7 protein-coding genes and 1 pseudogene are annotated in these 14,063 nt (G+C 63.1%); 6 read left to right on the top strand and 2 right to left on the bottom strand.

Translation table 11 applies throughout. From position 1 onward, the window contains the following. Positions 1-1,008 precede the first annotated feature (1,008 nt). Entirely contained in the window at positions 1,009-1,812 is an 804-nt protein-coding gene (locus tag TW83_RS13295; protein ID WP_045983261.1) for an undecaprenyl-diphosphate phosphatase, read from the top strand. 750 nt (positions 1,813-2,562) lie between these two features. Here TW83_RS13295 and TW83_RS22060 read toward each other — a convergent pair. Further along, positions 2,563-2,889: a hypothetical protein gene (locus TW83_RS22060; RefSeq protein WP_239441343.1), complete on the bottom strand. Its 327-nt coding sequence runs from the start codon at positions 2,887-2,889 to the stop codon at positions 2,563-2,565. Between the two features lie 89 nt (positions 2,890-2,978). On the opposite strand from TW83_RS22060, the gene TW83_RS22055 reads away from it, so the two are divergent. Next, positions 2,979-3,047, top strand: coding sequence for a hypothetical protein (locus TW83_RS22055; protein ID WP_337960277.1), 69 nt, complete (start codon positions 2,979-2,981; stop codon positions 3,045-3,047). A 300-nt stretch (positions 3,048-3,347) separates the two neighbouring features. Here TW83_RS22055 and TW83_RS13280 read toward each other — a convergent pair whose 3' ends face one another. After that, positions 3,348-9,683, bottom strand: a complete 6,336-nt coding sequence (locus tag TW83_RS13280; protein ID WP_084697479.1) for a peroxidase family protein — start codon at positions 9,681-9,683, stop codon at positions 3,348-3,350. Between the two features lie 416 nt (positions 9,684-10,099). Here TW83_RS13280 and TW83_RS21155 point away from each other — a divergent pair, with 416 nt between their 5' ends. From TW83_RS21155 to TW83_RS22275, 4 genes and pseudogenes are all read left to right on the top strand, one after another. Continuing rightward, positions 10,100-11,575 carry a hypothetical protein gene (locus TW83_RS21155; RefSeq protein WP_162198046.1) on the top strand — a complete coding sequence of 492 codons (1,476 nt, stop codon included), beginning with the start codon at positions 10,100-10,102 and terminating at the stop codon, positions 11,573-11,575. Further along, positions 11,568-12,260 (top strand): response regulator transcription factor, encoded by a 693-nt coding sequence (locus TW83_RS13270; protein WP_052714884.1) that lies wholly within the window; start codon positions 11,568-11,570, stop codon positions 12,258-12,260. Before TW83_RS21155 ends, TW83_RS13270 begins: the two co-directional genes overlap by 8 nt. A 493-nt stretch (positions 12,261-12,753) precedes the next feature. Further along, positions 12,754-13,577 (top strand): annotated as a pseudogene (locus TW83_RS19845) (transposase); the annotation flags it as partial. Positions 13,578-13,621: 44 nt separating this feature from the next. Then, positions 13,622-13,957, top strand: a complete 336-nt coding sequence (locus TW83_RS22275; RefSeq protein WP_084697475.1) for a helix-turn-helix domain-containing protein — start codon at positions 13,622-13,624, stop codon at positions 13,955-13,957. The last annotated feature ends 106 nt before the right edge of the window (positions 13,958-14,063 follow it).

The following is a 14,063-nucleotide window of genomic DNA, read 5'->3' as shown; positions in this document are numbered from 1 at the left end:
CAGAGCTTACGTCAGTGCCCCAGCTTTCGGGGGGGCACCTCATATTATGTTCTGTGTCTTCACGTTACTCCAAGGCTTTGCGCTCCAAAAAGCTCTGTACGAAGTGTGCTTCTCAAAGATTTCTTAGCCGGGTTGCAAGCGAATGGGCGAACCGGCAGTAACGCTGACCTCCTGCCAAGATCAAAGCCGTAAGCTGACTATCAGAGGAGCGGATCGTCGGCCGCAATGCTTACGAGCGTCAATCTATATGCGGTCCAAGACGGATGTGTCGCGGCAAATCGAACCATGGCCAGCAACGCTGACTGAATTTGAACCGACAAGCCGTTGGCAAAGGATGGCGTATCAACATAGCGCGTGCCACGACCAATCAGTTGCACTTAGCTCGCGAAGTCATCGTGAAGCTCGGCCATTGATAATCCCGCAGAATGCAATCATTGCGCCAACAGGGATGTATGCTCTGCGGTGACCTCACAAAACCCTGACATCTCCCGGTTAGGTCAGCGGAAAATCATAGCGCAACTGCGGTGAAAGTACTGGCATGTCGCAGGGACAGGCCAACCAGAGACGACCCCCGCCGAGGCCAGCTGGACGAGCGTCGGAGCGGAACGGACAGATGTTCGAAATGCATCGCCTGAACGCGGATAGAACGCACCGGCCGGCGGCTGCAGCGTCATGGGCGTTGTCGGTTTGCGACCATAGGTCGAGGATACCCGTGTCGTTTGATGCTGATCTGAAGCGCAAGGGAAGTACGCGACCTAGCATCACGATGCGCAGGGGACGCCAGCATTCCCGCGCCAACGGCGCTTGTTCTACATGGATGCCGGACGCATCCAAGCTTTCACTTTTTCATCATCTGCTCGGTAAGCGGTGTCATCAAAAGCGCAAATTGGCCGGGTAGAGTGGCGGTCGGGGTCTGTCGGTGATAGCGGGCGCGCTCCACAGTCCGTCATTTCCACAACGGGAATGACGGGCCTCTAAAGTGGCGCGTTGCCCGCGTAAGGAATCTGAATGACCCTCTTCCACCTTGTCCTTGTCGCCATCATCCAGGGGATCACCGAGTTCCTTCCGGTCTCCTCCTCTGGCCACCTGATCCTGCTTCCGGAACTGACCGGCATGCAGGACCAAGGCCTTGTCATCGACGTCGCCGTCCATGTCGGCACGCTTTTCGCGGTGATCCTGTTCTTCTGGCGCGACGTTGCCGCGGCCCTGGCCGGATGTGGCAGGCTGGCCCGGGGCAGGATCGACACGCCCGGCGCACGGCTGGCCGCGTCACTGATGGTCGCCACGATACCGGTGGTCCTGGTGGGGCTGGTGCTGAAGATGTCCGGCGCGATGGAGATGATGCGGTCGGTGGCCGTGATCGGCTGGACGATGATCATTTTCGGTCTGCTGCTCTACTGGTCCGACCAGCGCGGAGAGGGCCGCAAGCGGACCGCGGACTGGACGATGGGCGACGCCGTCATCGTCGGCCTGTGGCAGGCGGTGGCGTTGATCCCCGGAACCTCGCGATCGGGGGCGACGATCACGGGCGCGCGGGCCCTGGGCTATATCCGCGAGGACGCGGCGCGGATCTCGATGCTGATGTCGATCCCCACCATCATCGCCTCGGCCGCGCTTCTGGCGGGCGACGTCATGTCGGACTTCGACGGTGCAGCGGTCGCACAGGCCGGGATCGCTGCAGGTTTCGCCTTTGTCGCGGCCCTTGTCGCCCTGTCCCTGATGATGCGGCTGCTGAGGGCCGTCAGCTTCACGCCATACGTGGTCTATCGCCTGATCCTGGGCGTCGCGCTGTTGGTCTATGCCTACAGTTGACGCCTGCCATGCGGATCACGTGTTTCTGAAGGAGGTCGGGATTATCATCCCCAAGGGCGCACGCTAGGCTGTTCGGACAAATCAGAACAAGATCAAGGGGCAGGAAATGAAGAGGACATTCGGAGCGATGGGAACGGCCGTTGTCTTGGCGCTGGCAGGATGTGCCGGCGGTGGTGGCTACCACGACAGCCCGCTCAATAGCGCCGCGGTCCGGACGGTGGGCGGCGCGGGTGCGGGGGCCTTGGCGGCCGACGCCTTGGGAGGGTCCAAGACCAAGGGCGCATTGATCGGCGCGCTTGCCGGTGGTGCGTCCTGTGTCAACGGAAGCTGCTACTGACGGTAATAAACGACATCATCGGTGAAGGTTTACCCACCCCTAGACGGACGGTCCGTCAATACAGATCACCGTCCGTTCGCTTTCGATGATCGATGTTCTTGCCTGTTTCCCTGTACCAAATGCGGCGGCGACGCATCCTGGTGTGCTGGATCCTTGTCAGACATTGCCTTGCTGCGCCGGCGCCTTACAGATCGCGGCAACTGCCGCCTTCATACCGCCCGGATCCTCACTGCCGGGCGACGCGCAGACCCGTTCGGCATGATGATTGCAGATCGGGTTGAGGCGCACTATGGCCTTGTGTCATCCCTGAATGGTCCCCATGAGAACCTCTGTTCCGCGAACCCGGTTACAAATCCGCCCTCTGCCATACTTGCGGACAGATCTTTCCGCTGACGGCGCTGCATGCCTGAATGTCAGTTCGCCCTGAACTGTCCGCCTTGATCGAGACGGAGCCACCGGACTGATCCGGTGGCCGCATCATTTGCCAGACCGATCTGGCGCGATTTCGCAGGCAATACGTCTAACGCATGCTGGAGGACGCGCCTGGCGAGCTGTCGACCTTGAACAAAACCGTGCTCGACAGTCTGGAGGCTGGCACGATTCTGTCGTGCCAGCTGGAGCCGGCGCTGGACGATCGCCTGACCTTCGGAGACCAGATAACCGACAAGGTCGCACGTTTTGGCGGCATCTGGCCGCTCATCCTGGTGTTCGTCGGCGTCCTTGGCGGCATGGATCGGCACGAACGTCCCGGGCCTGCTGCGACCGCCCTCCGATCCCTACCCCTTATCTGGTGCTGTCCTGTGTCGCCACCCTGCAGGCGCCAATCATCATGATGAGCCAGCGCCGGCAGGAAACCAAGAACCGCCTGCGGGGCAAAGCCGATATCGCATCAATCTGAAGGCCGAACTGGAAATTCGCCAGCTACATGAACGATCGACTATCAGTTTGCCCGTCAATGGCAGCGCCTGGTCGAGATGCAGCAGATCGGAGAGCCCGCAAACGGAATGCGCCACGCGGACGTCATATCCTTTGGGGATCAGGTAGGTGTGGGTTTCCTAATCAACGCATAGGTTGAGTTTGCTGAAGAAATGCCCCGTCTGCGGCAAATGACCAAGCTGCTCCTGTGATCTTGGGAAACCGGCTGGCATTGGAACCTCCTTGCCAGCCGGTCATGATGCTTATCAATCTGGATCAGCCGTCACAGGATGAAGTCCGATGCCGCCAGTTCGTGGATGCCTAGGATGCGGATCTGCGCTTCGGCTGCGACGTCGGTGTCCGTGTCGATCTGAACGAACGTGTCCGTCCCGTTGTTGAAGACGCGCACCTGATTAGTCCCGCCGGATGCGAAGCCTCCCGATCCCACGAACTGGAAGGCCAGTCCTGCCATGTCGCCGATGTCGATGACATCGCCGCCCGCCGATCCCGCCTGACCGAAGTCCATGATCACGTCCGACGCCGCCAGCGTGCTGTGGGCGGGTGTCGCGAAGACGAAGACGTCATCGCCCAGCCCGCCGACAAGGACGTCCAAACCCGCGCCGCCGATCAGCATGTCGTTGCCCGCATCACCCTCCAGGGTGTCGTTGCCGTTCACGCCGCTGAGCGTGTCGTCACCGCCGCCGCCCCATAGGTGGTTGGCCCCTGCGCTGCCGAAGGCGATGTCCGCGCCGCCGCCCAGGATCAGGGCCTCGACCGACTGGACGCGGTCGGACAGCGCTGCTGTCGTGCCCGTTCCCAGGATCGTCGCCGTGGCAAAGGAAATATCGACCGACAGGTCGCCGGAATAGGCGGACAGGTCCAGCGTGTCGAAGCCCGCCGCACCGGTGTAGAGGTCGCTGGCATCATCGGCCCTTGCCACGAAGAAGTCGTTTCCACCTCCACCGTTCAGCGTGTTGGCCTGATCGTTCCCGGTCAGGACATCGGCACCGTTCCCGCCCTGGACGGAGGCGATGTTGGCAACCGAGGCAAAGCCCGACGCCGTCCCCGCGCCCAGGTCGACGACGACGCCGGCCGATCCGGCGGCATAGACCAACCGGTCCGCACTGCCCGCAAGATCGACGTGGATCTGCTCGACAGAGGTGATCGCGGTGAACCCGGTCAGCGCAGTCAGCGCGGCACCGTTCCAGGTTGCGGTCAGGGTCTCGTTCGCGGCTGTGCCAGAGATGCGCATCCGGTCGGTGCCATCGCCGCCGTCGACCGCATCATTCCCGTCACCCCATGCAAAGAGGATCAGGTCGTCCCCCGCGCCGCCCTGCACCTGGTCGTTGTTGCGACCGCCGATCAGGATGTCGCGCCCAGCGCCGCCGGTCAGCTGATCGTTTCCGGCCTGGCCGAACAGGACGTCGTCCCCCGTGCCGCCCGTCAGGACATCCGTTCCGGCCAAGCCGTACATCAGGTCGTCCCCGGCCCATCCTGCCATGGTATTGGCCGCGTTGCTGCCGGTCAGGACCTGCAGACGTTCCGTCCTGCTGACCCCCGACGTCGCAAAGGTCAGATCCAGCTGATGCGTCTGATTGAGGCCAAGCGTGCCGGTCACGGCAAGCGTCCCGTCGGCTGCAACGCCGAACAGGGGACTGCTTCCGGCGGCTAGGGCAAAGGTGCCCGGAACGCCCTCGGCGGTGATGCGGCCGATGGTGGCACCGATGGCCGGCAAGGCCGCAGGGGCGCCATCGACGTCCAGCGCGAGGTTCACGTTGATGCCGATGGGCGTGTCGATGGCGATGACCTGATCGGTGAATTCCAGATCCTCGACGTTGCGGATCAGATCGATGTCATCGAAGGCCGCGCGCCCGTCCCCGCCCAGGTCGCGGACAGAGATGAAGCCGTCGCCGTTCATGTCACGCGCCGCCTGGATCAACGTGCTTCCCGGCAGCTGCGTGCCGCGCCCCTCGATCTCGTATTCGTCCAGCGCGCCTGCAAAGACCGCCCTGTCACGGGCCGTGCCAGGTGCCGCCGTCACGATCTCGCGGACGATGGACATGTCGCCGGGGTTGATCGTGCGGTCCAGCAGCAGCGAGGTCAGCGACCGCCCCCCAAAGGCCGGCGCAGAGAAGTCCGGCCGCCCGTCGGCACCCATCGCATAGACCCTGCCCGCATACGGTCCGGCGGCCGCCTGAGAGCTGTTCAGTGATTCCGCCGAATACACGGTTCCGTCAACCACGATGCGGATGCGGACATTAAGCCAGGCGTCGCCGTCGATGACGTCGAAGCCGCCGCGCCCCATCATGCGATCGGACCCCGCGCCACCCATGATCAGGTTACCGTCGCGGAAGCTTGTGGCTCCCGGTCCGCCTAGGGTCTCCAGCGCGCCGTCGAACCAGTCGCGCAGCCCGTTGATGCGGTCGATGCCCGCCGCGGTCAGAACGTGGTCGTCAAAGCTGCCCGCCGCATCCGTGTCGCCCACGGTCCCGCCACGGTTGTCGCCAAGCAGCGTGTCGTTGTGAATCCAGCCCGACATCCCCTCCATCAGATCAAAGCGGTCACGCAGGATGTCCGCAGGCGCCGATGTGAAGATCGGGATGTTGAAGTCCCAGTTCACACCGGCCACGTCGTATTTCGCGCTGGCCCAGTCAAAGCCGAACATGCCCTCGAAGCGCTGGACGCCGATCCCGGACAGGGCAATGTCGTCGCCCGATTCAAGATCGTAGTCCTGGTCGTTGCCCTGACCCCATGCCACATCATGGCCGATGATGGTCGAATTGAAGAACAGTTCCGAATTGTCGCCCGAGATGACGTCGAATCCCTCTCCGCCCTCGATCCAGTCGTTGCCTTCGTTACCCAGCAGGTTGTCCCCGCCGGAACCGCCCAGGATGAAGTCGTTGCCCTCGCCACCGAAGGCCTCGCCCGCGTCCTGACCGACCAGCAGCGCGTCCCGCCCCTCGCCGCCGAACAGCAGGTTGATGCCCCGGGACGACGAGACGACGTCGTTGCCCCGTTCGCCGCGCAGGAAGTTGTCGCCGAACGTGTCTTCGATGATGTCGTCACCGTCGCCGCCGAAGACCTGGTCGGCCCCTGCCCCGCCGTTCAGGTAATCGTTGCCGCCATCGCCCCACAGCGCGTCGTCACCCAGATCCGACTTGATGTAGTCGTCACCCTCGGTCCCGCCCAGGACGACATGTTCGCCGCCGCGGAAATGCAGCTCTCCGCCGACCTGGTGGCCATTCGCGTCGGTGACACCGGAATCCACCCGGATCACCTTGGGGTCGAGGCTCTGAATGATCGGGTCGTCCCAGACCGGGTCACGGCCAGCACCCGCGCCGTTGTAGTCGCGCTGTGCGATGGCGCGGTCCAGTTCCAGTATCATGTCCGGGGTCAGGAACAGGTTTGCGTTGATATGCGTGGCGTAATCGCCGCTCAGCGCCGAGTTGCGCATGACGATGTCGGCGAAGGTGTTCGCCTCCAACGCGTCAAGCAGGTTCAGACCCTGCGTGCGCGACAGGTAATAGAACCGGTCGCCATTCTGCAGCTGCTCCATCTGGTATTCGAAGATGAAGCCGAAGGTGGTGCCCAGCATGCCGCCGAACTCGGTCACCTTCTCGGCCAGGCCGCCGATCCACAGGTCGACATTGTCCAGCCCGCCCCGGTCGTTGCCGGCGCCGTAGCCGCCCCGCCCGTTGAGGAAGTTCAGCCGATCCTCGTTCGTGTAGGTCACGCCGCGTATCGTCACGCCATCGCTGTTGGTGCCGTCGCCGAACAGCAGCAGGGTGGCAGCCTCGCGCTTGTCGGCGAGGGTCGTGGCCGAGGTGATGGACGCATGGTTTCCATAGGCCGCGATGAAGTTCGCGATCGAGAACGGGTTCTTCAGATACTGCGTGAAATCGGTCCAGCTGGCATAGGGCTTCAGGTCCGGCAGGCCGAAGTCGTTGTAGAGCTGGGCCCGCGTCTCGTTCAGCGACGGGACGCCGGTATCGCGTGCCCGCGCGATGTTCAGCGCGGCAAGGTCCAGCGGAAGACCCAGCAGGTTGCTGCGCAGGGCGGGGACGATGAACTCGTCGATCTCGCTGCCCACGTCCGAGGTCAGGCCCCGGATGAACGCCGCCTGCGCCTCGTCCAGCGAACTGCCTGACCCCGTGAAGGCTTCTGGGTTCAGGAATGCTTCGATCAGCGACATCTGTTCCGCATCACCGTTCACCGGCATCAGCTGGGCGTCCAGCCGGTCCACGGTGTCTGTCAGCATCGAATGGCCAAAGCGATAGACCGCGTGCGCGAACTCGGCCATGATCGAGGGATCGATATCGGCGGAATTGGTGAAGACGAACGGATCGATCCCGGGCTGTATGCGACGGGCGAATTCCTCGAAGACCATGTGCTGGTACTGCATCTCGGTCGTGAACCGCGCAGCCTGGAACAGGCGTTCACCATTCCACACCAGATCGGCCGGGTCGACCGTGGTCAGGTCCGTGCCTTGGGCCAGCGGCACCAGCAGCCATTCGTTGATGAATGACACGTCACCCGAATCCAGGATGGTGTGCTTGTTCTCCTCGACCATGCGGTTGTGTTCCGAATGAAAGATCGAGTGGATCGACTGGAGGGCGATGTTCTCGTTGCCGCGCCCGTCGCCCGACACGATGTGCAGATCCAGCATTTCGTCGTCATAGGTCTGGGCGTTGTTGTCATCGCCCGTGACGCTGTCCCCGTCAGCCGTCGTCGTGCTGCTGGGCGCCGCATGGTGGGCGATGTCCACCAGGAAGGCCGGACCGGCCGCGATGCTGCCCTGCGTCGTGATCCCTTCGGCGGTGCCCTCGCGCAGCCAGGGGCCGGAATGGGTGGCGTCGGGTGCCATGACCATCTGGGCATAGCCGTTCGGCCCGGTGATCAGGTTGCCATAGGCATCGGTCGCCAACAGCGGCACCCGGTGGACGTCCATGTCCTCCAGGCGGATGCCCAGGACCGACAGCGCCTGCGCCTTGACGTCGGCCCACGTCCCCACAGCACCGTCCAGAGAACCGGTCTCGCTCGACGCGTCCAGCAAGTGGCCCGTGGAATAGGCCTTGGTCACCCCGTCGATCTCGACGCGGACCTGCTCTCTCAGGAACACCTGATGCGAGGCGTGCGAGGTATAGGTCTGGTTCTGGTCGACGAAAGACGTCGTGGCATTGACGTGCTGCTCCACCCCGTTCTCGTCCAGGACCGGGGTGGCCCGGGTCAGCGCCATGAACCGCAGGCTTGCGGGAAGATCGTCGCCCGTGCCGAAAATCTGGTCGGCGCCCGCAATCAGCGGGTCATCGGCCTGCAGCGGAATGAAGACAGTGCCGTTGCCGCCCTTGTTCACAAGGTCCAGACCATGGTCGAAGAACTGGCCGAAGATGGTCATGAAGCTGTTGAAGGGCGCAGTCAGGCCGACATCGGGCGACACATGGTCGATGATAAGGCCCCCCTCCGGACCGGTGGCCAGCCCGTAATGCTCCAAGGTGTCCGCCAGGAAGTCCGCGGTCTGGGCGGGTGTGCCGGCCGTCTGCGCCTGCTGCACCGCGGTATTGTAATCCGCCTGCGCCTCGGCAAGGTCGGCCTGCGCGGCGTCTCGCACCGTCGCGGCGGCGTCGGCCTGATCCTCTGCCGAGGCCAGTCCGGCCTGGATCGCATCCACGCTGTCGGCGGCATGGCCGTCCGATCCCAGCACCGCCCCGAAGGCCTCTACAGCTTCGACCAGCGCCGCCTCATCGATCGGAAGGCTCTGGGCGGCGGTGTCCAGAAACTCCAGCAGTTGTTGGGCAGCGTCGGCCAGCGCCTGAGCGGCGGGAACGGCATCACCGCCCAAGGCGGTCGTCACCGCATCCGCGGCCTCTTTGGCAGCGAGGGCGGCAGCCAAGGCCGTGGCAAGGGATCCAGTGACGTCGTTTCCGCCCTCCACGTCGGCGACAAGCACCGTCAGCGCGTCGCTGGCCGCGTCGGCGGCCTCCGCCGCAACCTCCGCCAGCGGACCGGCCGAGGCGAAATGCGCCACGCGCAGCTCCGCGGCGTTGAAGGCTGCGACGGCCGCGCCATGGTCCGCGGTCTCGGCGCTCAACGCTGTTTCGGCGGCCTCCACGGCGGCGTCGGCCCCCTTGGCGTTCAGCGTCGCCTGGTAGGCCACCGTGATCGCGGCGACGGCGGTATTCGCATCGACGCCCGTCGTTCCCACGGCCTTCAACGCCGCATAGATGGCCGCGACATTGGCGGGCGTCTGGTCCACGATCAGGTTTGAGATCGTGCGCGGATCGCTGTCCACGACATTGCCGCTGTTCCCGTAGTTCGTGTTCGAGATTCCAAAGAACGGGTTTTCGTCACCCTCGTTCGAATAGACCGGGTCCAACAGGCGCGGGAAGGGCGTGTCCCCTGCCCCGTTGCTCTCGGTTCCGGGCAACAGGCTGTTGTCGCTGCCGTCCACGGTCCGCAGGCCCACCGGCATCAGGGCCGCATCCGCGGCGCTGACGCCGTAGACCGCCTGGATCGCCTCCACGGTCGTCATGCCCGGCGTCGATGCCTGGAGTTCGGAAACCTGGATCTGCTTCAGAATGAAGTTCAGGTCATGCACGTTCACATGAAAGCTCGTTGCCATGATCATCTCCCTGACGTGACCAGAGGCCGGCGCATGACAGGGTGATCTCCCTCACGATGGGCGGAGAGGCGTTCACGTCGGCGCAAGCCATTTACAAGATACGTGGTCCACCCCCGGTATCGGGACGGCGGCCCATGTCGACAGGTTACGCCAAGACGGGCCGTCCCCAATACGGCGTTAGGTCCCCAGTAATGGCGACTTTCGTCGCCATGGCGTCTGCGACCGGCGAATCGCCGGATGGATCACACGGGCCTTGGCACAACGCCCGGTGTGGGCGCGCAGATTGCCATGCAACTTCAGGAAGATGGAGATTCTTCGGCCCACTGTTTTCAGGCACCGAAATCATCCGGAACATCGCAATAGGACCGGATCGAAACTGATAACGCCTATGTGAACGAAGCGGCATATGCTAGCTTGTGGACTACATCCGACGGCATATCCCGAAACTCGTGGTGGGTGGTTTGACCGGCATGTCTGACGCTCCTCTCCTCTCGCCGGAAACGCGCTCTCGGCCTGTCTGGCAGGGCCTGGGTCTGTTGCGGCGCCATCTGTCCAGCTGCGCGCTGATCGTCGTCGTGGGGCTGGCCATTCTGGGCGTCTGGACGGCATCGCGCCTGCAGCAGACCGTCGAGACGGAGGTCGGGCATCGCGCTGCGACCGTGCTTGAATCTATGCTGAACCGGCATGCCGAGGATCTGGCGGCGGATACGCTGTCGCCGGAACTTATCGGTGTCATCGATACGTATTTTCATGACATCTCTGATGCGCTCGGCATTTCCGAAATGAAGATATGGAATGCCCAAGGCACCATTCTTTACGCATCGCGCCCCGGCCTGACGGGCTCCGCGCAGCCCGTCAGCGACGAGCTGGCAACCGCGCTTGCAGGAGAGATATCAGTATCGGTCGGCGACACCTTCCACGTGGAATCCGGCGGGCCCAGCACCACCACGGGCCCCCAGCAGTTCGAGATCTATGTCCCGATCCGCATCCGTTCGCTCAACCGGATCGTCGCAGTGGCGGAGTACTATCAGAACGCGGCCGTCGTTTCGGACGCACTGACCCGCGCCCGCTGGCAGACCTGGGGACTGTTGACCGTCATCGGGGCCATGTTCGTCGCCATCCTGGTCATGATCCTTCGTTATGGCGATGCGGTGATCCTGCGACAGCGCACCGATCTGAGCGCACGGATGGCCGACCTGGTCCTGCTGCTTGACCGAACACGGGAGACACAGGCCAGGATCCATCAGCGCACCATCCGCCTGCAGGAGGAGCAGAAGGCGCAGCTTCGTCAGATCAATTCGGACATCCATGACGGGATTGGCCAATTGCTCACCGTCGCCCTGCTGCGCATGAAGTCCGCACCGCCTTCGAGCGGACCGCAGGAAGACGGGGTGCAAAGCGTTCGGCTTATCCTCGAAGAGGCTATGAGCGAGGTTCAGGCCCTGCTGAGCGGCACCAGCCAGAGACCGGTCGCCGAACTGCCCCTGGCGGTCGCGGTTTCCGCCCTTGTCGAGGACCATCGGCGCCGAACCTCGACGGAAGTCCGCACCGTTCTGGCGGACCGCCTCCCGGAGCCAAGCCTGCCCGTCAAGGTCGCCATCTGCCGTGTCGTGCAGGAGGGGCTGCACAACGCCTTCAAGCATGCGGGGGGACGGGATCAACAGGTGCATCTGTACGTCGATCACGGCACCCTGGTCATCGCGGTCAGCAACGACGCCCGTCACGGTCAGGACGCATGCCGTGATGTCACCCGCCAGCCGATGGGCCTGCGCAATCTGCGGCATCGCATCGAGAATCTGGGGGGCATCTTTCAGGTTCTGGATCTGGAACACCACCGCATGGAAATTCGGGCCAGTTTTCACGAGTACAGCATGGAGCATAGCCATGAGTGAGATCAGCGTTGCCGTCGTCGACGACCATCCCATCGTTCGAGAGGGATTGATCCAGGTGATCGGGGGCTTTGGCGGATTTCGCGTGACCGGTGCGGGCCATTCCGCCGCGGACGCGATCGACCTGGTGCGGCGTGACGCCCCCGGCATCCTGATCCTCGATCTCGAGATCCCCGGTTCGGGCATCGAGGCCGTTCGGGCCATCACCCATGCCGGGTCCCAAACCCGCATCCTGATCCTGACGATATCAGAGCGGCCACAGGACGTGATAGAAGCGATGCGCTTGGGCGCCGCCGGCTATGTCCTCAAAGGCATTAGCGGCGACGAGCTGTTTCATGTTCTGAACCGACTCGTCAACGGCATCGGCCATATCACCCCGCATCTGGCGGCGCGCGTCTTGGGGTCGTGGAGAGCTGCACCGGCGCTGGAGATCAAGGCAGATGCCAGCATTCTGAGCAAGCGCGAAGGAGAGATATACGTCCTGATCCGCCGGGGTTGCTGCAACAAGGAGATCGGCCGGTCACTTAACCTCAGCGAAAAGACGGTGAAGCACTATCTGACAAACATCTTCCGCAAGCTTGATGTCCGAAACCGCACGGAACTGGCGATGCACGCGTACAACATACCCACTCAAGTCACCCAGAACCGGATGCTGAGCATCAACTGCTCTCGAAATGCCGCACGGTGAAGTCATCCACGCCAAGAGAGAGAAACAGCCCCCGGTTTTTGCAATCGAACGCCCCTCCCGCAAAGCCTTGGCGCGGACCGAGGCAGAGAACGCGGCTCTCGTGACCGCTACCGAGGACGGGCCATATCACCGGTCGATGAAGGCAAGGATAGAGTGTCTTGAGGCATGAAAAGCCGATCTTTCGACATGGCTGGCAGAAATGCGCGATCCCCCTGCCGTGCTTGTGCATCCGTCTGCGGTGATCGCTATTGTTAGGAGATTTGCCCATCGGCCGAGCCATAGCAAAGGCCATCGTCACAGCCGTGGCCGACGAGGATCCTTCGTGGCCTGATCCGTGATATCCGAATGGAGCCGAAGTCCGCCGCGCCGGGCGGGCACCATGTGGCACTGGCTGTGAGCTTGCGGGGATTCTTTGCCTTACGGAAGGACTGACCTGCGACGGGATTTTTTCCTCCGCCGCCGCCCAGGGTCCGCCCGAACGTGAGGCTGGAGAATGACGCGCACAAGATCTACGGATGAGCAGATCATCGGCAGCCTTGGCGAGCATGGTCGACGTATAAGTTGACGGCGAGAAGTGCGCTTACCTGTGCCGCAAGCACGGCATATCGGAAGGCACGCTCTATAACTCGAAGCCCAAGCTCGGCGGCATGACGGTCTCGGAGGCCAAGCGGCTGAAGACGCTCGAGGATGGACAACGCGAAGCTCAAGAGGCTTCTGGCCGAGCAGATGCTGGATCTGGCTGCGATGAAGGAGCTGGTTTCAAAAAAGTGCTGACACCTGCCGTGAAGCGCAAGGCGGTCGCGCATCTGAAAGCCCTGCTTGGGCCCTCGGAACGGCGGGCGTGCCGGATTGTCAAAGCGGATCGCAAGATGGTCCGCTACGAGGCGCGAACCGTGTGCCGGACGCGGTGCTGCGCGATCAGTTGCGGGAGTTGGTCAGCGAACGCCGACGCTTCGGTTATCGCCCGTTCTTCATCCTCTTGCGCCGCGAGGGGGAGCCTTCAGGCATCAATCGGATCTATCGGTTCCATGCGAGGATAGCGGAGGATCAGAGAACGGTCCCGGGGACCGTTTTCTCGACGACACTGACGGTGCGTAAGCGGAAGGCCCGACGCAAAGCGATCGGCACGCGAGGCCCGCTCTTGGTCGAGGCGCCACCCAACGCACGCTGGTCGCTGGAATGAGACGGATCAGAAAACAGTCTGGAGGACTGTTTTCCCGTCGAATGCATGACCAGTTTGCCAACGGACAACACTTCCAGGTTCTCAACGTGGTCGACGACGTCACTTGGGAATGCCTCGCGGCGATCCCGGACACTTTGAGCTACCCCCTGAACTTCGGACACTGACATAAGCGACGGGTTTGCATTCAGCTGGTCTTCGACGAGAAGGAGGTCAGAGATGTCGAAAAAGCACGCAGCACGCGCCCGAGTTCAAGGCGAAGGTGGCACTTGAGGCGCTGAAAGGCGAGGAGACCGTGTCGGAACTGGCGAGCCGGTTCGGGGTGCATCCGAAGATGATCCATCAATGGAGGCGAGCCCTGCTGGAAGGGGCCTCCGGGGTGTTTGATCGCGGGGGCCGCAAGAGGCCCGAGAGTGACGAGGAGCCGGTAAAGGGGCGTCACGCCAAGATCGATCGGGGAGCTGGCGGTGGCCAACCCTTTTTTGGACGAAAGCTGAAGCCCTGGGGCGGGACGTGATCAGGCATTGGAACGCCATTGGTCCGAGAGACAATGCCGAACGGCATGATCGAGCCGGACCGCCCGGACCTGTCGATCAGCCAGCCGTGCAAGCTGCTTTCAATCG

The sequence above is a fragment of the Paracoccus sp. S4493 genome, assembly GCF_000967735.1.
GTDB lineage: Bacteria > Pseudomonadota > Alphaproteobacteria > Rhodobacterales > Rhodobacteraceae > Paracoccus > Paracoccus marcusii.
The sequence above is the reverse complement of the archived record's forward strand: the minus strand, read 5'-3'. Positions and strand labels throughout refer to the sequence as shown.